Genomic DNA, 20,856 nt, shown 5'->3' with positions numbered 1-20,856 from the left:
TGGAAAACCCGGCGCTAAAACAAAACATAAACCATGCATAAGCGTACTATTATGATGATAGATGATGATGCGGACGACAGGCAACTGTTTTGCGACGCATTACAGGAGGTCGCTCCCGGCACCGACGCGCTTGTGTTTGAGAGTGGCGTAGAAGCCATCTCCAAATTACAGGATAAAAGCGTCTCTATCCCCGACTTCATCTTCCTGGATATTAACATGCCGCTGATGAATGGTAAGGAATGCCTCAGTGCCCTCAAAAAAATCGCGCACCTCAAACTCACTCAAATCATCATGCTGTCCACCTCCGCCATGCGGGAAGATTTCAATGAATCCATGGAACTCGGCGCACAGTTCTTTATGACTAAACCCAGTTCCTTCACTGATTTGTGCGAAAGCATCCGCAATGTGCTGGAAAACAAATTCAAACACATGTTGAGAAATTAAGCTATTACCGCATATCATTTTTCTGCCATCCACTTTGCAATCGTTTGCAATAAAGCTTACTTTAGCGGAATAACTTAGATCCGCGAAATGAAAATACAGGCTTTATGCGTCATCTCCGCGATGATGCTCTCCATCCCTGCCATGGCAGCAAAAATTACCGTCAACACCATCGACGCCCTGCAACAGGCCATCCAAAAAGCTGCGCCCGGCGATGAAATCATCCTTGCCAACGGTACTTATACCACCGAAGGTGATATTACCATCGCCTGCGCCGGCACAGCCGACAAACATATCGCCATCCGCGCAGCATCGCCGCTGGGCGCGACCATCGGCGGCAACGGCGGCTTCATGCTGGTGAGCCCTGCCGCCTACGTGGATATCTCCGGCTTCAAATTCACCCACCGCTCCAACCATACCAAAACCGCCCCCGGCACCCGTTTCTGCAGGTTTACCCGCAACCTGTTTGAAACCGCCGGCGATGGGGAATACCTGCTGCTCGCCGGCAGCGATCACCAGGTGGATTACAATACCTTTCAGCATAAGAACAGCATGGGCCGCTTCATCGCCGTACGCGGCCAGGGCAGCCAGATTGCCGAACGCCTCTGGATTCACCATAACTACTTCAACGACTTCAAACCGCAAACCGGCAACGGCGCGGAAGCGCTGCAGTTCGGCCTCAGCGGCTTCAGCATGTCTGCCAGCAACAGCATCGTGGAACATAACCTGTTTGAAAACTGCGCCGGCGAAAACGAACTGATCTCCGTTAAATCCTCCGGGGTGATACTGCGCTACAACACCGTACGCGATTCCAAAGCACAGTTCACCCTCCGCCACGGCAACTACTGCCAGGTGTATGGCAACTACTTTTTCAACACGCCGGGCCTGCGCATCTTCGGGGACCATCACCTCATCTTCAGCAACTATTTTGAAAACTGCCAGGTGGCCATCACCATCGGCAACGGGGACGGGGAAGTAGCCACGGGAAGCCTGCTCACCTGCCACGACCGGCCAGACTCCGTGTACATCGGCTTCAACACCCTCGTGAACAACAAAGGCAATATCGAACTCCCGGATCGGAAAAACGGCCTCGGCGCCACCTTCGTTACCGTAGCCTATAACATCATACAAGGCGGCCATGCAGCCGCGCAAATCAAAGGCCCCTACCCCGGCGCGGTATGGACCGGCAACTACCTCTATCAAACGGCAGGCCCCGGCGATATGCCCGCAGGCGCCTTCCGGGAAGTCAACCCCCGGTTGCAACAGGATAAACAGGGCATCTGGCGGCTCGCCAATGGAAGTCCTGCCGCCGCTGCCAGCAAAGCGCCCGTACCCGGTATCGTGTGGGATATGGATGGCCAGCCGCGCACAGCCCCGCTGGATGCCGGCGCCGATCAGCTCTCCCCTGCACGCATCGCTGCGCACGCCCTCACCGCCGCGGAAACAGGTTGCCTGGCTAAGTAATTTAGCAGCATTTCTTATCTTCGGACCTTTAATGCAGGTATGAAGGTTTGTATTGCTGAAAAGCCCAGCGTAGCGCGCGACATCGCTACCGTAATAGGGGCCACTCAACGAAAGGATGGATATTACGAAGGAAACGGGTACCAGGTCACCTGGACATTCGGGCATTTCTGTACCCTGAAGGAACCACATGATTATTTTGAACAGTGGAAATACTGGCGGCTGGAAGACCTCCCCATGATCCCGCCCAGCTTCGGCATTAAGCTGATAGAAAACAGCGGGGTGGAAAAACAGTTCAAGGTAATTGAACAGCTGGTGCAACAATGCGAAGAGGTCATCAACTGCGGGGATGCCGGCCAGGAAGGGGAACTGATCCAACGCTGGGTACTGCTGAAAGCCAAATGTACCGCCCCCGTCAAGAGGTTGTGGATATCTTCACTAACCGAGGAGGCTATACGTAACGGCTTTCAGCAGCTGAAAGACAGCGAACAATACAACAACCTGTACGCAGCGGGCAGCGCCCGCGCCATTGGCGACTGGCTCCTCGGTATGAACGCCACCCGCCTCTTCACGAAAAAATTCGCCGTAGGAAAAGTAGTCCTCTCCATAGGCCGCGTGCAAACGCCTACCCTCGCCATGATCGTGGCAAGGCAGAAGGAAATCAACGCCTTCGTTTCAGAGGAATATTGGGAACTGAAAACCATCTACCGCGAAACGGAATTTACCGCTACCATAGAGCGACTCAAAAACATCGAGAAGGCCAACAAAGGCCTCGCCTACCTCAAGGAACACCCGTTTGAAGTTACGAGCTTCGAAAAGAAGGAAGGCAAGGAAGGCAATCCCCGCTTGTACGACCTCACAGCCCTGCAGGTGGACGCCAATAAAAAATTCGCCTTCTCTGCGGACGATACGCTGAAATATATCCAGAACCTCTACGAGAAAAAGCTGGTGACCTACCCCCGCGTAGATACCACCTACCTCTCCGAAGACCTGCATCCAAAAATCCCCGGCATCTTACAGGATATGACGCCTTACGCCGCGCTCACCGCGCCGCTGCTGGCCAAGCCTATCCCCAAGCTCAAAACCGTCTTCGACGATAAGAAGGTGACGGACCACCATGCTATCATCCCTACCGGCGTATATCCGCAAGGGTTGCCGCTTGAAGAAAAACGTATATACGACCTCGTGGCCAGGCGCTTCATCGCCGCCTTTTACCCCGAGTGTAAAATCTCCAACACCACGGTGCTGGGAAAAGTAGGGCAGGTAGAATTCAAGGCCACGGGTAAACAGATCCTCGAACCCGGCTGGAAGGAAGTGTACGCCAACGACCAAAAGGACGAGGAAGAAGAAGGCGAAAAAATTATCCCGGAGTTTACCGTGGGCGAATCCGGACCGCATAAACCCCGCATCCACAAAGGCAAAACCACGCCGCCCAAGCCCTACACGGAGGCGACGCTGCTGCGCGCCATGGAAACGGCCGGCAAACAAGTGGAAAACGAGGAAATGCGCGAAATGCTGAAGGACAACGGGATCGGCCGCCCCTCCACCCGGGCGAACATCATCGAAACCCTGTTCAAACGCAAGTATATCGACAAAAAGAAAAAGAACATCTACGCCACGCAAACCGGCATAGACCTCATCGATACCATACAAACCGAAATCCTCAAGAGCCCGGAACTCACCGGCCAGTGGGAGCTGAAGCTGCGGCAGATCGAAAAAGGCGAATACGCCATGGAAACCTTCAAACAGGAACTGATCCAGATGGTCATCGACCTGACCAAAGAAGTGAAAACCGGCAGCTACAAAGTAATCACCATTGCGCCGGAAGCCCCGCCTGCCGCGGAAGAGAAGCCGAAGAAACCAAGGGCGCCCAGGAAGCCTGCTCCCGAAATACAGGAGCTGCAATGCCCTAAATGCAAATCCCATCCGCTGAAAAAAGGCAATACCGCCTATGGCTGCAGCAACTTCCAGGTATGCGGATTCAAGGTGCCGTTTGAAGTGTTCGGAAAAAAATTATCCGACAAACAGCTGGGCGATCTGATCACCAAATCCAAAACAGGAAAGATAAAAGGTCTTAAAATGCCGGACGGCAGCGAGAAAGAAGGCAAGCTGGTACTCACGAAAGCATTTGCGGTGGAAGTGGAATAACATCCTGCCGCCGCATTTTAATCCTGCACCACGGTCAGTTTATAACTGGCCGCATGCCGGCGTGGAATGATGGTTTGCCCGTTCACCTCCGCCCATGCACGGGTAAAAGCAGCGCCAAAATAAAATATCATCGCCGTATAAAATACAAAAAGCAGCAGCAACACCGTGCTGGCAGATGCGCCGTAAATGTTATTGATACTGCTGTAGTTTAACGCCACACGCAGGATCAGCTTCCCGATGTTAAACAGGATACTGGTCACAAACGCGCCGGTAAACAATACCTTCCGCTGGGGGCGGCCGGCGGGGAGAAAATAAAATACCAGCGCAAACCAGATGGTAACGGTAACCACCGAGATGGCATAATTTAAAGTACTGTTGAAGTAACCCGCAAAGGCAGGTACATAATAATCAATGAAGCGGCCGATCAGTTGTTGCGCTGCACTGGCCACAAGGTCCACCAAAAAAATCACGCCGATGAAACAGATGACAAGCAAGCCTTTGAGCCGCGCCAGCAGTATATCCCAGAAGTTCTCCTTATCTACCACCCGCACGCTCCACAATTGATTGAGGCTGCTACTGATCACCTTGAATAACGTAGTGGCAACAAAAAGCAGGAATACAAATCCCAGGATGGTGATCAGCTGATTTTGCGCAATGCCCCGTATAGCCTGCAACGTTTCCGCTACCATCCGGGCAGTTTCCACGCCGATGATGCCTTCCAGCTGCTCAAATAAACGCCTCCCTGAACGGGGCACCCGGAAGATCAGCCGCAGCAACTGTATCAGGATCACGAGGATGGCCGGCAGCGCAAACGTGGCAAAAAAAGCAGTCGCGCCCGCCAATCGCAGCGGATCATTGATCATAAGGTTTTTAAAAGCTTCCTTAAAGGCTGTGAACAGTCTCTTCCAACGCATACACGAAATTACGACACGCAGGCTGTTGTAAAAAATACCATACCAAAAAATACCCAACACAGGAATGCAATACAATAAGGACAGCGATAAAAATAATCGCCACCGGCATCTTCATTTGCACCGCAACCAATGAGGGAATCCGCACCTGATCGCGGTTTCCTCGAAAAAAATTAATATATTAGCGAGCAGACAAAGAATCTCGATTCCGGGCTTTGATCAATAGAATAGCACGTTTCCCGTGCTGGCACAAAGAATATTCACGCGTAATTAAACAACCTTTTCTGTATGCATGTACCACAACTAATTATTGACCTGGCCTTGATTTTGGGCGCCGCTGGAATAATCACCCTCCTGTTCCGGCGGCTGAAGCAACCCATGGTGCTGGGTTATATAATTGCAGGTTTTATCGTAAGTCCTAACTTCAGCTTATTCCCTTCCATCGGGGATACCACAGGTATCAAAACCTGGTCTGAAATCGGGGTGATATTCCTGCTGTTTTCCCTGGGCCTTGAATTTTCCTTTAAAAAATTAATGCGGGTAGGAGGCACCGCCGCCATTACGGCCTTCACGGAAATTGCCTGCATCACCGTTGCCGGTTACTTTGTAGGGCAATGGATGGGATGGTCCTTCATGGATAGTATTTTCCTCGGCGGCTTGCTCGCCAGCTCCTCCACCACCATTATCATACGCGCCTTCGAGGAGCTGGGTATCAAAAAGAAATCCTTTACCAAAATAGTTTTCGGCGTACTCGTTATTGAAGATATAGTAGTGATCCTGATGATGGTGTTGCTCTCTACAATGGCCGTCAGCAAACAGTTTGAAGGCGTTGAAATGATGCTTACCATCGGCAAGCTGATGTTCTTCCTCGCACTTTGGTTCATTGCCGGCATCTTCCTGCTGCCAACTTTCTTAAAGAGAATGGAAAAATATATCAACGGCGAAACGCTGTTGGTAATTAGTATAGCCCTCTGCTTCGGCATGGTGATCCTCGCCACCAAAGTAGGTTTCTCCGCTGAACTCGGCGCCTTCATCATGGGCTCCATCATTGCGGAAACCACCTCTTCTGAAAAAGTAGAACACCTGATACAACCCGTTAAAGACCTGTTCGGCGCTATCTTCTTCGTATCCGTAGGTATGCTCATCAACCCGGAAATGATCATCGAATACCGATGGCCCGTACTCTGGATTACCCTGCTCACCATCGTGGGTAAATGCGTAAGCACCACCCTGGGCGCCCTCCTCTCCGGCCAGCCGCTCAAACAGGCCCTGCAGGTAGGTATGAGTATGGCGCAGGTAGGCGAGTTCGCGTTTATTATTGCTACGCTGGGTATGACCCTCGGCGTTACGAGCGACTTCCTCTTCCCCGTAGCCGTGGGAACCTCCGCCATCACCACTTTCACCACGCCGTACATGATCAAGTTTGCCATGCCATTCTATAACTGGCTGGAAAAAGTACTGCCGGCAAAATGGATGGAATCCCTCAACCGGTACTCCGCCAGCTCCCAGACTCTGCAAGGGGAAAGCGACTGGAAGCGCGTACTGCGTTCATACGTTCGCGTGATAGTGCTCAACGGTATCCTGATGCTGGCCATCACGCTGCTGTGCAAGTACTACATCGGGCCGTTCTTCATGAAACAGTTCACCAACCCGTTCTGGGCCCGCATCGCCACCGTATTGCTCGGCATGATTGCCATGGCGCCGTTCATCTGGGCGATGGTCGTGCAAAAGATCCAAAGCAATGCCTACAAGGCGCTCTGGCTCGATTCCAAGTACAACCGCGGCCCGCTCGTAGTAGCAGAGCTCATGCGCAGCATCGCAGCGGTACTCATCGTCGGTTTCTTCATCAACCAGTTCTTCTCCCTGCTGCCGGCCCTCATAGGCACTATCCTCGGTATGCTCGTCGTGCTGATCCTGGTAAGAAGCCAGCTGCAGAAATTCTATAACCGTATCGAAAAACGTTTCCTCACCAACCTCAACGCCCGTGAAACCGCGGCGGAAGAGGCAAAAGCCAAGCAATTGGTAACGCTCCCCTGGGATGCACAGGTGAGTGAAATCGACATCGATCCGTGGAGTACCCTCATCGATATCCCGTTGGAACAACTGCAACTCCGGGAAAAATACGGCATCAACATCGGGGCTATCCGCCGCGGCGATGTCACTATCTACACGCCTTCCCGCTACGAAAAGCTGTTCCCTTACGATAAGATCACCGTTATCGGGAACGACAGCCAGCTGGAAGAATTCAACAAGATCGCCAGCAGCAGTATCAGCCACGTGAAAGCGGACGAAAACGGCGGCAGTGAAAATATTGGCCTGGTTAGTATTGTGGTGGATGAAAACAATGGCCTCACCGGTAAAACGCTCCGTAACTCCGGCATTCGCGAGCGGACGCAAGCCCTGGTGGTAGGTATCGCGAGAGGCGGCGAGAAGATGTTAAACCCATCTTCCGATACCGTGTTTGAATGGGAAGATGTTGTCTGGCTCGTGGGTAACCGCAAGCGGATACAGGACTTCCGGGGATGATACCCCCTTAAAACGCATCCTGCTTTCCGGGAATACAAGCATGGGCGGGCCAGTTGGCCCGCCCATGCTCATTTACAGCCTGCCTACGCTTTTTGCAGAAAATCCCGCAGCACATATTGCAGGATGCCGCCATTGGTATAATAAGCTATTTCAATCGCCGAATCCAACCGGCACTTTACATTAAATACAATACTCTCCCCTTCCGCCGGTATAGCCGTTACCGTTAGGAGCTTGCCGGGTTGCAGGTCCTCCGCGATGCCGGTAATATTGTACAGCTCCGTGCCGGTAAGCCCCAGCAGCGCTGCCGTCTGGCCGTTGATATATTCCAGCGGCAACACGCCCATGCCTACCAGGTTGCTGCGGTGAATGCGCTCGAAGCTCTCTGCCAGTACGGCTTTTACGCCCAACAGGTTGGTACCCTTGGCAGCCCAGTCCCGCGAGGAGCCGCTGCCATACTCCTTACCGGCGAGTATGATCAGCGGTACTTTCTGCTGCGCATACTGCACGCTCGCGTCGTACACGGACATCACCATGCCGGAGGGGATCACCGTCGTAAAGCCGCCTTCCTTCGGCGAGAGCTCATTTTTAATACGCACATTCGCAAAGGTGCCCCGTATCATCACTTCATGGTTGCCGCGGCGGGAACCATAGGAGTTGAATAAACGCGGGTCAATCCCGTGGTCTATCAGGTACTTTCCGGCGGGGGTATCTGCTTTAAAGGACCCTGCGGGAGAGATATGATCCGTCGTCACAGAATCGCCTAGTTTTAGCAACACCCGCGCCCCTTCAATATTCCGTGGCGGCGTGGGCGCGTCAGGCAAGTTTTCGAAGAAGGGCGCTTCGCGGATGTAGGTGCTGTTGCGGCTCCAGTGGTAGTTATCCCCCATCGGGGCCAAAAGTCCCTGCCACTGATCATCCCCGTCAAATATCACGCGGTAGGTTTCCGCGTAATCCGACTGGAACACAGCCCTTTCAATAGCTTCATTGATCTCTTCCTGGGTAGGCCATATATCGCGGAGGTACACGGGCTCGCCGTTGGGGTCGTAGCTGAGCGGCTCGGTCAGCAGGTCCGTATCAATACGCCCTGCCAGCGCGTAAGCTACCACCAGCATCGGCGAGGCAAGGAAGTTCATTTTCACCTGCGGGTGTACCCTCGCTTCAAAGTTACGGTTGCCGGATAGCGCGGATGCCACTACGAGGTTGCCCTTATCCACCGCTTCGGCGATGTGCGGCGGTAACGGGCCGCTGTTCCCAATGCAGGACGTACAGCCATAACCTACGATATGGAAGCGTAGCGCTTCCAGGTCCGTCAGCAGGCCGCTGCGTTTAAGGTACTCCGTTACTACCCTGGAACCCGGCGCCAGACTGGTTTTCACCCAGGGCTTCACGGCCAGGCCGCGGGCCACCGCTTTGGCGGCCACCAGCCCCGCGCCGATCATAACGCTGGGATTGGAAGTATTGGTGCAGCTGGTGATGGCGGCAATCACCACAGCGCCGTCGCTCAGTACATATTCCTGGTTTTTGAGTTTTATCCTGACGGATTGTAAACTATCCTGCTCTATCTCCACTTCTTCCGTGGGCTTCTGGATTTCGTAGGTAAACGTAGTACCGGAACCCCCTTCCGAAAGCCAGGCCGTATCCCGGCGCTTGCCTTCCGGCGTGTACATTCGTTTGAACTCCTTACCAAGCAGCTCTTCAAAACGGGCATGTACCTCCTTTACGGGGATGCGGTCCTGCGGGCGCTTGGGGCCTGCCACGGAGGATTCTACGCGGGAGAGGTCCAGCTCCAGCACATCCGAGTACTGTATCGCCTCTTCCCCGGTACGCCACAGCATATTTTCCTTGCAGTACTCTTCCACCTTGCGCACCAGTTCCTCCGGGCGGTTGGTGCGGCGCATGTAACGCAGCGTCTGATCGTCGATGGGAAAGTAGGTAACGGTACAGCCAAATTCAGGGGACATGTTGGAGATCGTGGCGCGGTCAGGCACCGTCAGGTGATCCAGCCCATCGCCGAATACTTCCACAAATTTGTTGACCACGCCGTATTTACGGAGTAGTTCCGTAATTGCCAATACCATGTCTGTAGCGGTAACGCCTTCTGACAGGCGGCCGGTGAGTTTAAGCCCCACTACCTGCGGACAGGTGAAATACAACGGCTGACCGAGGATGGCCGCTTCGGCTTCTATCCCCCCGACGCCCCAGGCAACCACCCCAATACCGTTCACCATCGGCGTATGCGAGTCCGTACCCACCAGTGAATCAGGGAATATCCAGCCATCGCGCTCAATCACGCCATGGGCAAGGTACTCCAGGTTTACCTGGTGGCAAATGCCCATGCCAGGCGGCACTACGGTAAAGTTTTCGAATGCCTGCTGCGCCCACTTCAGCAGCTGGTAACGTTCTGTATTGCGTTCGTATTCGTAGGCTACGTTTTTCGTATAGGAGTAATTGGTGCCGTAGAAGTCCACCTGCACGGAGTGGTCCACTACCAGGTCCACGGGGATCAGCGGGTTGATGCGGGTACCGTCCTTTCCTCTGCGTATCACTTCCGAACGGATAGAGGCAATATCCACCACGGCCGGCACGCCGGTGAAATCCTGCATCAGCACGCGGGCAGGTTTGAAGGGTATTTCTTTATCGATGGGCGCAGGCGTCCAGTTCACCAAGGTGTCCACATGCTCGTCCGTGATGGCAAACTTATCGTGATTGCGCAATACATTTTCCAATAGTATCCTGATGGAAAACGGGAGCCGGGAGATTTGCTTCCCCTGTTTTTCCAGCGCTGTCAGCGAGGCTATTTTTGCTTGCATTAGTATAGTTTTAGACCATACTCTACAACCCGAAAGGGGACCGGATTGTTCGCGGGGTAATGCGATAGGCGCAGCGGCGCGCGCCTGTAACGATATGGTCTACACGATCAATTTGCACGTCGTTGCCAAACACGGTCTGAAACGCTTCCAGTTCCGCTTTGCAGAAGCCCTGGCAGGCCTTCGCGGCCGCGCAGACGGGGCAATGGTTTTCTACCAGGAGCAGGCCCTGTTCATCTTCAATACATTCCGCCATATAGCCTTCGTGGTTGCGGATTTCGGCGAGGGCTGCCACTTTATCTTTCAGCCCGGGGTATTGTTTTAATTCATTGTTATATTTACGGACGCTGTTGTGTTGCTGGGTGAGGATGACGGCGTCCAGGGCCGCTTCGCCCAGCGTTTCCCGGATGGAGTTGATGAGGCGGATGGTGAGGTCCGCATGGGCGTCAGGGAACCGCGACTGCCCCTTTTCCGTCAGGGACCAAATTTGCTGGGGGCGGCCACGTCCTTTGACAGCGGTTGCTGCCTGCACCAGCCCTTCCGCTGCCAGTTTATGCAGCTGAAAGCGGGCGCCTTCCGTGGTAACGCCTAATGCATCGGCAAGGGCCTGTAAAGGCAAAGGACCTTTTGTTTTAAGTATCCACACCGCCTGTTCATTATCCGGCAAATTATTTTTCATAATAAACAAAGTAATTATTTGGTTTATTCACAAAACTACTAACTTTGTCCCACACTAAAAATTTAAACTGCCAGTATGAAAGTTTTATTATTTAACGGTTCGCTGGAGAAAAAACCCACCAGCACCTCCTTTGCGATCATTGCGCACCTCCGTGAGCAATTGGAGCGAAAGGGCATGGACGTAACTGTATTTAACCTGGCGGAAGCATCTATCCCATTTTTTGATACCGCTGGCTTACAGGAAATACCTGAAGCGGCAAAAGAAATGACAAAAATCTTCCGCGATGCGGATCTGCATATTTGGCTGACGCCCCTGTACCATGGCAGCATGACGGGCGCCATGAAGAACTGCCTGGACTGGATTGAGATCAGCGCCCGGGAGCCCATCCCTTACCTCACCAACAAAGTGATTGGTATGGTGTGCTGGGCAGAAGGCGGCCACGCGATGCAGGGCATCAACACCATGGAAGCAGTGGCCAAGGCATTGCGCGCATGGGTACTGCCTTACTCCGTGCCGGCAGTGCGCGGGCACCTCTATAACAAGGCCGACTACAGCATTTCGGAAGAATACAGCAAGAAATTTGACCTGCTCGTAAATCTGTTAACAGACGTAAAATTCCAGTTTGCAGAGTAACAGCCCCTGCCTGGATGTGTAGCAATGACAGCATCGGGCTGCTGTTATTGCTACATTACGTTTTATATGCACGCCCCAGTTATGCGGGTTTATCTATACCGGCATAGTTATTACCAATACCTTATTCCCCTCCGGTAGTTTTTTCAGCGGTAAATTTGTATCTCTCCACAAACACCTGAAAAAAATGAAGAAAATTAAGCTGGGCATATTGGATCAATCGATCATTGCAAGACAAGATACCGCAGTAGACGCCATCCGCCGCACTTCGGCCATGGTAAAACTGGCGGACGAACTGGGATACACCCGTTTCTGGGTATCGGAGCACCACAACCTCCCCAAAATCGCGGGCTCTACGCCGGAAGTGCTGATTGCACACCTCGCCGGCGAAGCCAAACGCATCCGGGTAGGTTCCGGCGGCATTATGCTGCCCAACCACAGCGCCCTGAAAATGGCGGAAAACTTTCGCATGCTGGAAACGCTGTTTCCCGGCAGGATCGACCTCGGCATCGGCCGCGCCCCCGGCGGCGACCGGCAGACCGCTTCCCTGCTGAACCCCTCCAATACGTTTAACGACCAGGAATTCCTCCAGCAGCTCAAGGACCTCCGCAGCTGGCTGACGGATCATAAGAACGGGGAATCGCATTACGATAACATCATCGCCATCCCACAGGCGGAAACAGTTCCTGAAATGTGGATACTCAGTTCCAGCGGCGGCAGCGGCTACTTTGCCGCCCACCTGGGCATGGCCTTATCCTTTGCCCATTTCATCAACCCCAATGGCGGCCCGGAAGCGGTGCAGCAATACCGTCAACATTTCCGGCCTTCCGAGCGCTTAAAGGAACCGCAGGTCAACGTAGGCATCTTCGGGTTTACCTCCGAAAAACAAGAGGAAATAGACCGCTGGCTGGCAGAAATGGATTTCCGCATGCTCTGGATCGAAACCGGCGCCAGGGGCGAATATCCGACCTACGAAGAGATACGCGACATCGAGTACACGCCTGCACACCTGGCGCGCATAGAATATAACCGTAAACGCATGGTGTACGGCACGCCGGACCAGATGAAGGCGCGACTCCTGCAGCTGGCCGAAGAATACCAGACGGACGAGATCATCCTCTCTACTTTTGCGGATGATTTTGAAGCCGTTAAGAACTCTGCGACCATCTGCGCGAACTTATTTTAACACCCGGGGCAGGCCCAACCGCCTGCCCCTGTAATAACATAATTAGGCAGGGGCAAATTTTCTGAGTAATTTTGCAGCCTTCCAATAACTGAAGAACCGCGCGAGGATGTTTTTAAACTTACACAACGAAACCCGGGAAATCACTGCCAAACAATACAGGATTGCCACTTCCGTATTTTTCTTTATTTCAGGACTGGGATATTCTTCCTGGGCTTCCCGTATTCCGTCTATCCAGGCGCAGCTGCACCTCAACGAAGCGCAGCTGGGACTGGTACTGCTGGCGCTTCCCATCGGCCTGATGGCCACCATGCCCATCACCAGCCACCTGCTGGGAAAATACAGCAGCCGCAAGATCATGATGTTTGGCGCGCTCTTCTTCAACCTCATCCTCAGTATGCCCGGCTTCACCCAATCCATCTGGCAGCTGGCGCTGGTACTGTTTTGCTTCGGCTCCGCGCGCAACCTGCTCAACCTCAGTATGAACGGGCAATCCGTGCTGGTGCAGAAACTATTCTCCCAATCCATCATCACTACCTTCCATGGCATTTGGAGCATTGCCGGCGTAACCGGCGCCGGGCTCGGGTTCCTGATGATCAAATACAACATCGCCCCCAGCTGGCACCTCTTTGGCGTGAGCCTCCTCCTGCTGGTGTTCAGCATACTGTATTATCCCACCACTTTCCCCGATACGCCGGTTCCTGCAAAGGAAACGGAGAAGAAACCGGCCTTTTCCCTGCCGGATAAATCCCTGCTCAAATTTTCCTTTATCTGCTTTGCCTGCATGGCTACCGAAAATACCATGTACGACTGGTCCAGCATCTACTACGAAAAGGTAGTCGGCGGTACCAAAGCAGATGCCGCAACAGCTTTCTGGATCTATATGAGCGCCATGACCCTGGGCCGATTGTTTGGAGATAAAGTGGTACAGCGCACCGGCATTAAACCCATCCTGAAATACAGCGGGGTACTGATCCTCGCCGGGTTGGGCATCGCCATCCTGTTCCCTCACCCGGTAACAGCTATTTTCGGATTCATCTGCGCCGGCCTCGGCGTGGCCTGCGTAGTGCCCCTGGTGTTCAGCCTGGCCGGCAAAACCGGGCATGCCAACAGCGGGCAGACCATTGCCAGCATTTCCACCATCGGTTACCTCGGTTTCCTCGTAGTACCGCCACTGGTAGGCTTTGTAGCGCAGGCTTCCAGTTTGCGGATTTCCTTTTCCATTATGGCCGTCTGCGGCCTCGTCATCGTCTGGATGGTAAGTAAAATCAAAGAAGATTAAACCGTTAAGAGATTTAACATTTCAAGCTGCAGAAAATTTCACTTTGTATCGCAAAGTGACGTAAATTTGTTGAGTGACCCAAAATTGTCATCTTATGGACAAACAACAAATCCGCAACGCATATAAGATGTACCTGCTGGAAAACGGGAAGGAACCGGTATCCGTGTACATGCTCTGTAAAACGATAGACATGCCGGAAAGCGAATTCTACGGATTTTACAGCTCCCTGGAAGCAGTGGAAAGGGACATCTGGCTCGCTGTTTTTGAAGAAACGCTGCAGCAACTCCAGGCCGATGAAACCTATCCGCAGTACAACGCGCAGGAAAAGCTTCTCTCCTTTTACTTCCTGTGGGTATCCAGGCTCCGGGAAGACCGCAGCTACTTCCTCCTGCAACGGGATATCTTCACCGTGCCGTTGATATACCGTAACAAACTGTCCGCTTTCAAAACGGCCTTTTACGATTACATCTCCGCGCTGATCAAAGAAGGATACGCTTCCACGGAAATAAAGGAACGCAAATACATCTCCGATCAATACGTTCACGGATTTTGGGTGCAGGCGCTCTTTGTACTCAAATACTGGCTGGATGATACCAGCGATAATTTCGAACTCACAGACGCCGCCATCGAAAAGGCCGTCAACCTCAGCTTCCAGCTGATCGGCTCCAATACGCTCGATAGTTTGCTCGATTTTGGCAAGTTTATATTTATGAAGAAATAGTGATGAAGGAACAATCCAATATACCCACCGGAAAAGTAGAACGTGCCGGCAAGTTTGTTACCACCGGCCTCAAAGTAGGCACCAACTATATCAAGCATTACACCCGTAAGCTGATGGACCCTTCCATCAGCAAGGAATCCCTCCACCAGGATAATGCCGCCGATATTTACAATACCCTCAGCAACCTGAAAGGCAGCGCCCTGAAAGTGGCGCAGATGCTTAGTATGGACAAGGGTATGCTCCCTAAAGCCTATGCTGAAAAATTTGCCATGTCCCAATACAGCGCGCCGCCTTTATCAGGGCCGCTCGTCGTAAATACATTCCTGAAAACGCTGGGGAAATCCCCCGCCCAGCTGTTCGATAAATTTGATATGCACGCCTCCAATGCCGCCTCCATCGGGCAGGTACACAGGGCGGAGAAGAACGGTAAACAACTGGCCGTAAAAATCCAGTACCCCGGCGTGGCGTCCAGCGTGAAGTCGGACCTGCGTATCGTAAAACCCTTCGCCATGCGCATTGTAGGCATGAACGAAGTGGATATGGATAAATATTTTGAGGAGATAGAAACCAAACTGCTGGAGGAAACCGACTACCAGCTGGAACTGCGCCGCTCCATGGACCTCTCGGCCGCCTGCGCGCATATCCCCGGCCTCCTCTTTCCAGGCTATTACCCGGAGTATTCCTCCGAACGCATTATCACCATGGACTGGCTCAACGGCCTCCATCTCAAGGAGTTCCTGCAAACAAAGCCCAGCCAGGAAATCCGTAATAAAGTAGGGCAGGCCCTGTGGGACTTCTACCAGTTCCAGGTGCATAAACTCCGCCAGGTACACGCCGATCCGCATCCCGGCAACTTCCTCATGCAGCCGGATGGCCGCGTGGGCATTTTTGACTTCGGCTGCGTGAAAGTGATCCCGGAAGATTTCTACGAAAATTACTTCCTGCTGGTGGATAAGGAAGTGCTGAAAGACACGGCCCGCCGCCACCAGATCTACATCAACCTGGAAATGCTGCATCCCAGCGATACGCCTAAGGAAGTGGCGTTCTTCTCGGAGCTGTTCCAGCACATGATTGACCTGATGACGCTGCCTTTCACCCAGGAAACGTTTGATTTCGGCAACGAAAGTTATTTCAACGAGGTATATGCCTACATGGATGAACTGTACAATATGAAGGAAATCCGGGAATCCAAGGTGGCGCGCGGTTCCAGTCATTCCCTGTACATCAACCGCACCTACTTCGGCCTCTACAGCATCCTGAGCGACCTGCAGGCAAACATCATCACCGGCCAGCACCGCATACAACAATTGGTGGACGGGCGGCAACCCGAATAAGGATTCGTCGTATATTTTTCGCAGTTGGTCGCATTATAGCCCCCTAAAAAGCGATTATCTCTACCTTTATTGGATGAAACAAGGTTGGTATAATAATAAGTGGGCTATAACTGCCATGCATATATTTGCCTGGCTGCTACTGTTTATGCTGCCCCGACTGTTGAAGCCTTCCTACGAGGACCCCAGGCCATCGCCGGATCATGACGCCTGGGCTATTTTCTTTTGCGTGTACTTTGCGGCGCTGATCGGGTTCTTCTACCTGAACGCCCTCGTATATATTCCTTCCTTCGTCTATAAAAAGCGTTACCTGGAATACGCCGCCAGCATCCTCACCGTGCTGCTGGCCCTCTACAGCCTGCGCTACGCGTTCGAAATGGTTTTCACCCAGGCCCACAAGGTAGACGTGAAACCCGCCTTCCTCTTCACCTTTTTCACGGCATTCTTCATACTCTCCACCAGTACCGCGTTCCAGATGATACGGGACCGTTTACGGGAGGAGCGCCTCGCCTCCGAAAAGGTGAACGAAAACCTGCAGACGGAGTTATCCCTCCTGCGCTCCCAGGTAAGCCCGCACTTTATGTTCAACGTGCTGAACAACATGGTGGCCCTGGCCCGCAAAAAATCCGATGCGCTGGAACCCTCGCTGATCAAACTTTCCAGCCTGATGCGCTATATGCTGTACGAAACCGATGAACAACAGGTGGACCTGGCAAAGGAAATTGAATACCTCCAGAGTTATATCGACTTACAGCAGCAGCGTTTCGGAAAGAATGTAACCATCACTTCGGAGCTGAATGCCCCTGAAACCGGCTACCAGATTGAACCCATGTTGCTGATCCCCTTTGTGGAAAACGCTTTCAAACACGGCACCGGCATGATACAGGACGCGCAGATCACCATCAGCCTGGAAGTGCAAAACAATGTGCTGTATTTTACCGTCAGGAATAAATACATGGACCTGCCCCTGGAAATCAAGGATAAAACCAGCGGCATCGGCCTCGCCAATGTGAGTCGCCGCCTGAACCTCCTCTATCATCAACAATATAAGCTGGACATCCGCAAACAGGATGGCTGGTTTTCTGTATTATTGCAATTAAATCTGCACTGATGCTGAAATGTATTGCCGTCGACGATGAACCGCTGGCGCTCGACCTGCTGGAAGATAATATCACGAAAGTTCCCTACCTGCAGCTGATAGCTAAATGTAACAATGCGTTTGAAGCCATTGAAGTATTACAACGCCAGGCGGTAGACCTCATTTTCCTGGACATACAAATGCCCGGCCTCACCGGCCTGCAATTCCTGCAATCCATGGCCAGCAAACCCATGGTGATCCTCATTACGGCATACGAAAAATATGCGCTGGAAGGCTTCAACCTGGACGTTACGGACTACCTCGTAAAACCCGTAGCCCTGGAACGTTTTATCAAAGCCTGCAACAAAGCCCACGAACTGTTTTTACTGAAAGCGGCCAGCAAAACGGGCAAGGAAGCAGCCCCGGAATTCTTTTTTGTAAATGTGGATTATAGCCTGTTCAAAGTCGTGTTCGACGATATCATCTGGATCGAAGGCCTGAAGGATTATGTGCGCATCCACCTGCGGAGCAGCGCAAAGCCTGTTGTAACACGTATGTCCGTTAAGTCGATGGAAGAGCAGTTGCCCGCCAGCAAATTCCTCCGTATCCACAAATCCTACATCGTTGCCGTGAGCCATATTACGGCCATCCGCAAAAACAGCCTTTTCCTTGATGAGCTGGAACTCCCTGTGGGCGATACTTTCAGGGATGCGATACAGGCGCTGACGGGGAAAGCGGGATTTTAAAGGATATGGCCCGCATTATGCAGAAGCGGGATTACACCAACACCCCTAAAAAACTACAGCCGCATCACGCAACATCAAAACAATCCAACAGCACATAATTTCCATACCACACAAAGAAGAAATCAGCAATTTCGTAGCATTTTTTTCACCACTGGTCGCATTTACTTAAAAACATCATTTCTTCAGAATACTTTTGCATACTCATAATTCCTCTTATAATGCAAAAGTATTACTTGTTAATTGCCATGCTGTTGTTGACCCTCGGCCTCCGCGCACAGGCTCCTGCCGGCGCCCCTCCCCGCGGCGGCGCAATGCCGGCTATGGGCGGTATGACCGGACATCTGTATGGTAAGCTCCTCGACAACGATGGTAAGCCCATCCCTTACGCATCCGTAATCATCCTTCAGCCAAAAGTGGACCCCGCCACCAAAAAAGCGAAGGACGTACTGGTAAAAGGCGCCCTCACCAAAGTAAACGGTGAATTCAGCCTGGACGACGTGCCCATGGGCCGCGGGCTGAAACTGCGCATCAGCATGACTGGCTACAAAGCCATAGAAAGACCGGTAACATTCCCTCCTTTCGATAAAGACCTCGGAAACATCAAACTGGAAGCAGATGTAAGTCAGCTCCAGGGTGTAACCGTTGCAGGTACCAAGCCGCTCATGCAGCTCGATATCGATAAAAAGGTGTTCAACGTGGAAAAGAACCTCACCAGCGCCGGCGGTACCGCCGTTGACGTGATGAAAAACGTTCCTTCCGTAAACGTGGACATCGATGGTAACGTAACCGTACGTAACTCCAGCCCTCAGCTGTATATCGACGGCCGCCCTACCACCCTCACCCTCGAGCAGATCCCTGCCGATGCGATCGAAAGCGTGGAAGTGATCACCAACCCCTCCGCCAAATACGACGCCTCCGGCGGTAATGCCGGTATCCTAAACCTGGTCCTGAAAAAGAACCGCAAAACAGGATACAACGGTAACCTCCGCGCCGGTGTGGATAAACGCGGCGCGTTAAACGGTGGCGCCGATTTCAACGTACGCCAGGGTAAATTCAATATCAGCGCCAGCGGCATGGGCAACCAGTCCAAAAGCAGAAGCACCGGCTTTACTGACAGAAATAACTTCGGTGATCAAACCCCTTCCTTCATCCACCAGGATAACAGGAACAGAACCAACGGCGGTTTTGTATTCGGAAAGCTGGGCGTTGATTACTTCATGAATAACCGTACTACTTTGTCCGTTGCCGGCATCAAAGTACACGGCGCCATGAAACCTAACGAAGTAATTGACATCACTACCGACAGCCTCTTCTCAGGCACTAAGGAGAGATATTACAGTCAAAGGGTATCAGATGTGAAAAGTGAATTCAATGCCAACGGGCTGGTATTGGGCATGAAACACCTCTTCCCCAAAGAAGGTAAAGAACTGACGGTGGATGTCAACTACTTCGGAGGTAAAGCGGAAAACAATTCCCTCTATACCACCAACTACCTGAAAGCGTCTGAACCCAGCACCATGGAACAGCAACGCATCAACGGCGGTGGTAAAATCTCTTTCCTGACCGCGCAAACGGATTATGTGGACCCGCTCACCAAAACCATGAAGCTGGAAACAGGGCTGCGCTTCTCCCGCAGAACAACAGACACCCGGAGCGACAACTACTTCCTGGACCCCGCCACCGGCGAGTTCCGCTTCATCGACGCGGCCAGCATCCACTACAAAAACTACGATAACGTGTACGCCGCATACGCCAGCATCTCCGATAACATCGGCAAGTTTGGCTATAAGGTAGGCCTACGCCTGGAAAGCAGCAGCTACGACGGGGAAATCCTCGGCAAAAGCGAGAAATTCAGCAACAGCTACCCGGCCAGCCTCTTCCCGTCCGTGTTCCTGAGCCAAAAGCTCAACAACAACCAGGAACTGCAAATGAGTTATACCCGCCGCATCAACCGGCCTAACTTCATGCAGCTCATCCCCTACACGGATTCTACCGACCGGCTGAACATCAACAGGGGTAACCCTGACCTGGTACCGGAATTCACGCAGTCCCTGGAGTTTTCCTACCTGAAAACTTTCAAGAACAATGCAACGTTCATGGCTACACTGTATTACAAATACACGTCTAACCTGATCACCCGTTACCTGACCAAAGAGGCAAACCCTGCCACCGGCGACAGCATCCTGATCAACACCTACATCAACGCTAATTCCAGCTATGCTGCAGGTGCGGAGCTCACCGCCACCACCAACGTTACCAGATGGTGGAACCTCTCGGCCAACGTAAACATCTACAACAGTAAGATCAAAACGGATATTGCCGGCGCATCCCAGGACGCGCTCTGGAGCTGGTACGGTAAGCTGAACAACAATATCAAACTGCCGTGGACGCTGGAACTCCAACTCTCCGGTACCTACCAGTCCAAAACCAACCTGCCTGTCAACAAAGAACAGCGTATGGACGGCCCGCCGATGCAGCAGGCACAAAACGCCTCCCAGGGTTATATCAAAGGCTTCTACGGTGTAGACGCCGCGCTGAAGAAAAGCTTCCTGAAAAACAACGCTGCCAGCATCACCTTTGCTGCCAACGATATCTTCAGAAGCCGCATCAACGAGCAGTACTCCGAAAGTACTTTCTTCAACCAAACGTATAGCCGTTTGCGTGACCCGCAGATGTTCCGCCTGACATTCGCTTACCGCTTCGGTAAAATGGATGTATCCCTGTTCAAACGTAAGAACATGGGCGCTGGCATGGAAGGCATGTCAGGAGTGATGCAATAACACACACGATTCCTATAGTTTCAAAAGCCGGGCAGTGGATGGATTCATCCGCTCCCGGCTTTTTCTTTACAGGGAAAAAAATATTTTTTACCCCAACCTATACTACCTGCTGGAATTTGAAAATGACCAACA

The 20,856-nt window shown here is 52.5% G+C and carries 15 protein-coding genes; 12 read left to right on the top strand and 3 right to left on the bottom strand.

What is annotated here, in order from left to right; all coding sequences use genetic code 11:
- Nucleotides 1-33: 33 nt before the first annotated feature.
- The 3 genes from BOC67_RS18710 (at nt 34) to BOC67_RS18700 (ending at nt 4,050) form a co-directional block, all read left to right on the top strand.
- Nucleotides 34-444 (top strand): response regulator, encoded by a 411-nt coding sequence (locus tag BOC67_RS18710; RefSeq protein WP_291912348.1) that lies wholly within the window; start codon nt 34-36, stop codon nt 442-444.
- Between the two features lie 87 nt (nt 445-531).
- A complete protein-coding gene (locus BOC67_RS18705) occupies nt 532-1,905 on the top strand; it encodes a polysaccharide lyase 6 family protein (protein WP_291912346.1) in 1,374 nt (457 codons plus the stop codon).
- 39 nt (nt 1,906-1,944) lie between these two features.
- Nucleotides 1,945-4,050, top strand: a complete 2,106-nt coding sequence (locus tag BOC67_RS18700) for a type IA DNA topoisomerase (protein ID WP_291912344.1) — start codon at nt 1,945-1,947, stop codon at nt 4,048-4,050.
- A gap of 17 nt (nt 4,051-4,067) precedes the next feature.
- On the opposite strand, the gene BOC67_RS18695 is transcribed toward BOC67_RS18700, so the two are convergent.
- Complete coding sequence (locus BOC67_RS18695; RefSeq protein ID WP_291912340.1) at nt 4,068-4,964, bottom strand: YihY/virulence factor BrkB family protein; 897 nt, start codon at nt 4,962-4,964, stop codon at nt 4,068-4,070.
- 285 nt (nt 4,965-5,249) lie between these two features.
- On the opposite strand from BOC67_RS18695, the gene BOC67_RS18690 reads away from it, so the two are divergent.
- Entirely contained in the window at nt 5,250-7,487 is a 2,238-nt protein-coding gene (locus BOC67_RS18690) for a cation:proton antiporter (protein WP_291912337.1), read from the top strand.
- 83 nt (nt 7,488-7,570) lie between these two features.
- On the opposite strand, the gene acnA is transcribed toward BOC67_RS18690, so the two are convergent.
- Both acnA and BOC67_RS18680 read right to left on the bottom strand, forming a co-directional pair.
- On the bottom strand, nt 7,571-10,297 hold the full coding sequence (gene acnA / locus BOC67_RS18685) for an aconitate hydratase AcnA (protein WP_291912336.1): 2,727 nt from the start codon (nt 10,295-10,297) through the stop codon (nt 7,571-7,573).
- A 22-nt stretch (nt 10,298-10,319) separates the two neighbouring features.
- On the bottom strand, nt 10,320-10,973 hold the full coding sequence (locus tag BOC67_RS18680; protein ID WP_291912334.1) for a metalloregulator ArsR/SmtB family transcription factor: 654 nt from the start codon (nt 10,971-10,973) through the stop codon (nt 10,320-10,322).
- 75 nt (nt 10,974-11,048) lie between these two features.
- Between BOC67_RS18680 and BOC67_RS18675 the strand changes: the two genes are divergently transcribed.
- From BOC67_RS18675 to BOC67_RS18640, 8 genes are all read left to right on the top strand, one after another.
- Entirely contained in the window at nt 11,049-11,606 is a 558-nt protein-coding gene (locus tag BOC67_RS18675; RefSeq protein ID WP_291912332.1) for an NADPH-dependent FMN reductase, read from the top strand.
- A gap of 184 nt (nt 11,607-11,790) precedes the next feature.
- Complete coding sequence (locus BOC67_RS18670; protein ID WP_291912330.1) at nt 11,791-12,789, top strand: LLM class flavin-dependent oxidoreductase; 999 nt, start codon at nt 11,791-11,793, stop codon at nt 12,787-12,789.
- Between the two features lie 106 nt (nt 12,790-12,895).
- Nucleotides 12,896-14,068: an MFS transporter gene (locus tag BOC67_RS18665; RefSeq protein ID WP_291912328.1), complete on the top strand. Its 1,173-nt coding sequence runs from the start codon at nt 12,896-12,898 to the stop codon at nt 14,066-14,068.
- A gap of 94 nt (nt 14,069-14,162) precedes the next feature.
- Nucleotides 14,163-14,789: a TetR family transcriptional regulator C-terminal domain-containing protein gene (locus BOC67_RS18660; RefSeq protein ID WP_291912326.1), complete on the top strand. Its 627-nt coding sequence runs from the start codon at nt 14,163-14,165 to the stop codon at nt 14,787-14,789.
- Nucleotides 14,790-14,791: 2 nt separating this feature from the next.
- Nucleotides 14,792-16,123, top strand: coding sequence for an AarF/ABC1/UbiB kinase family protein (locus BOC67_RS18655; protein WP_291912461.1), 1,332 nt, complete (start codon nt 14,792-14,794; stop codon nt 16,121-16,123).
- Between the two features lie 73 nt (nt 16,124-16,196).
- On the top strand, nt 16,197-17,231 hold the full coding sequence (locus BOC67_RS18650; RefSeq protein ID WP_291912323.1) for a sensor histidine kinase: 1,035 nt from the start codon (nt 16,197-16,199) through the stop codon (nt 17,229-17,231).
- On the top strand, nt 17,231-17,944 hold the full coding sequence (locus BOC67_RS18645) for a LytTR family DNA-binding domain-containing protein (RefSeq protein WP_291912320.1): 714 nt from the start codon (nt 17,231-17,233) through the stop codon (nt 17,942-17,944). The genes BOC67_RS18650 and BOC67_RS18645 overlap by 1 nt, the downstream gene beginning before the upstream one ends.
- A gap of 218 nt (nt 17,945-18,162) precedes the next feature.
- Nucleotides 18,163-20,724 carry an outer membrane beta-barrel family protein gene (locus BOC67_RS18640; RefSeq protein ID WP_291912318.1) on the top strand — a complete coding sequence of 854 codons (2,562 nt, stop codon included), beginning with the start codon at nt 18,163-18,165 and terminating at the stop codon, nt 20,722-20,724.
- Nucleotides 20,725-20,856 lie beyond the last annotated feature (132 nt).

The sequence above is a fragment of the Chitinophaga sp. CB10 genome, from assembly GCA_001870995.2.
Classification (GTDB): domain Bacteria; phylum Bacteroidota; class Bacteroidia; order Chitinophagales; family Chitinophagaceae; genus Chitinophaga.
Note: the sequence above shows the minus strand (reverse complement) of the source record. Positions and strands in the feature narration are given on the sequence as shown.

Excerpts from the sequence above, each read along its gene's own strand:
- BOC67_RS18660 (WP_291912326.1), top strand. The coding sequence starts at position 14,163 with ATGGACAAACAACAAATCCGCAACGCATATAAGATGTACCTGCTGGAA.
- BOC67_RS18665 (WP_291912328.1), top strand. The coding sequence starts at position 12,896 with ATGTTTTTAAACTTACACAACGAAACCCGGGAAATCACTGCCAAACAA.
- BOC67_RS18645 (WP_291912320.1), top strand. The coding sequence starts at position 17,231 with ATGCTGAAATGTATTGCCGTCGACGATGAACCGCTGGCGCTCGACCTG.
- BOC67_RS18705 (WP_291912346.1), top strand. The coding sequence starts at position 532 with ATGAAAATACAGGCTTTATGCGTCATCTCCGCGATGATGCTCTCCATC.
- BOC67_RS18700 (WP_291912344.1), top strand. The coding sequence starts at position 1,945 with ATGAAGGTTTGTATTGCTGAAAAGCCCAGCGTAGCGCGCGACATCGCT.
- BOC67_RS18710 (WP_291912348.1), top strand. The coding sequence starts at position 34 with ATGCATAAGCGTACTATTATGATGATAGATGATGATGCGGACGACAGG.
- BOC67_RS18650 (WP_291912323.1), top strand. The coding sequence starts at position 16,197 with ATGAAACAAGGTTGGTATAATAATAAGTGGGCTATAACTGCCATGCAT.
- BOC67_RS18655 (WP_291912461.1), top strand. The coding sequence starts at position 14,792 with ATGAAGGAACAATCCAATATACCCACCGGAAAAGTAGAACGTGCCGGC.
- BOC67_RS18695 (WP_291912340.1), bottom strand. The coding sequence starts at position 4,964 with ATGCGTTGGAAGAGACTGTTCACAGCCTTTAAGGAAGCTTTTAAAAAC.
- BOC67_RS18670 (WP_291912330.1), top strand. The coding sequence starts at position 11,791 with ATGAAGAAAATTAAGCTGGGCATATTGGATCAATCGATCATTGCAAGA.
- BOC67_RS18640 (WP_291912318.1), top strand. The coding sequence starts at position 18,163 with ATGCAAAAGTATTACTTGTTAATTGCCATGCTGTTGTTGACCCTCGGC.
- acnA (WP_291912336.1), bottom strand. The coding sequence starts at position 10,297 with ATGCAAGCAAAAATAGCCTCGCTGACAGCGCTGGAAAAACAGGGGAAG.
- BOC67_RS18675 (WP_291912332.1), top strand. The coding sequence starts at position 11,049 with ATGAAAGTTTTATTATTTAACGGTTCGCTGGAGAAAAAACCCACCAGC.
- BOC67_RS18680 (WP_291912334.1), bottom strand. The coding sequence starts at position 10,973 with ATGAAAAATAATTTGCCGGATAATGAACAGGCGGTGTGGATACTTAAA.
- BOC67_RS18690 (WP_291912337.1), top strand. The coding sequence starts at position 5,250 with ATGCATGTACCACAACTAATTATTGACCTGGCCTTGATTTTGGGCGCC.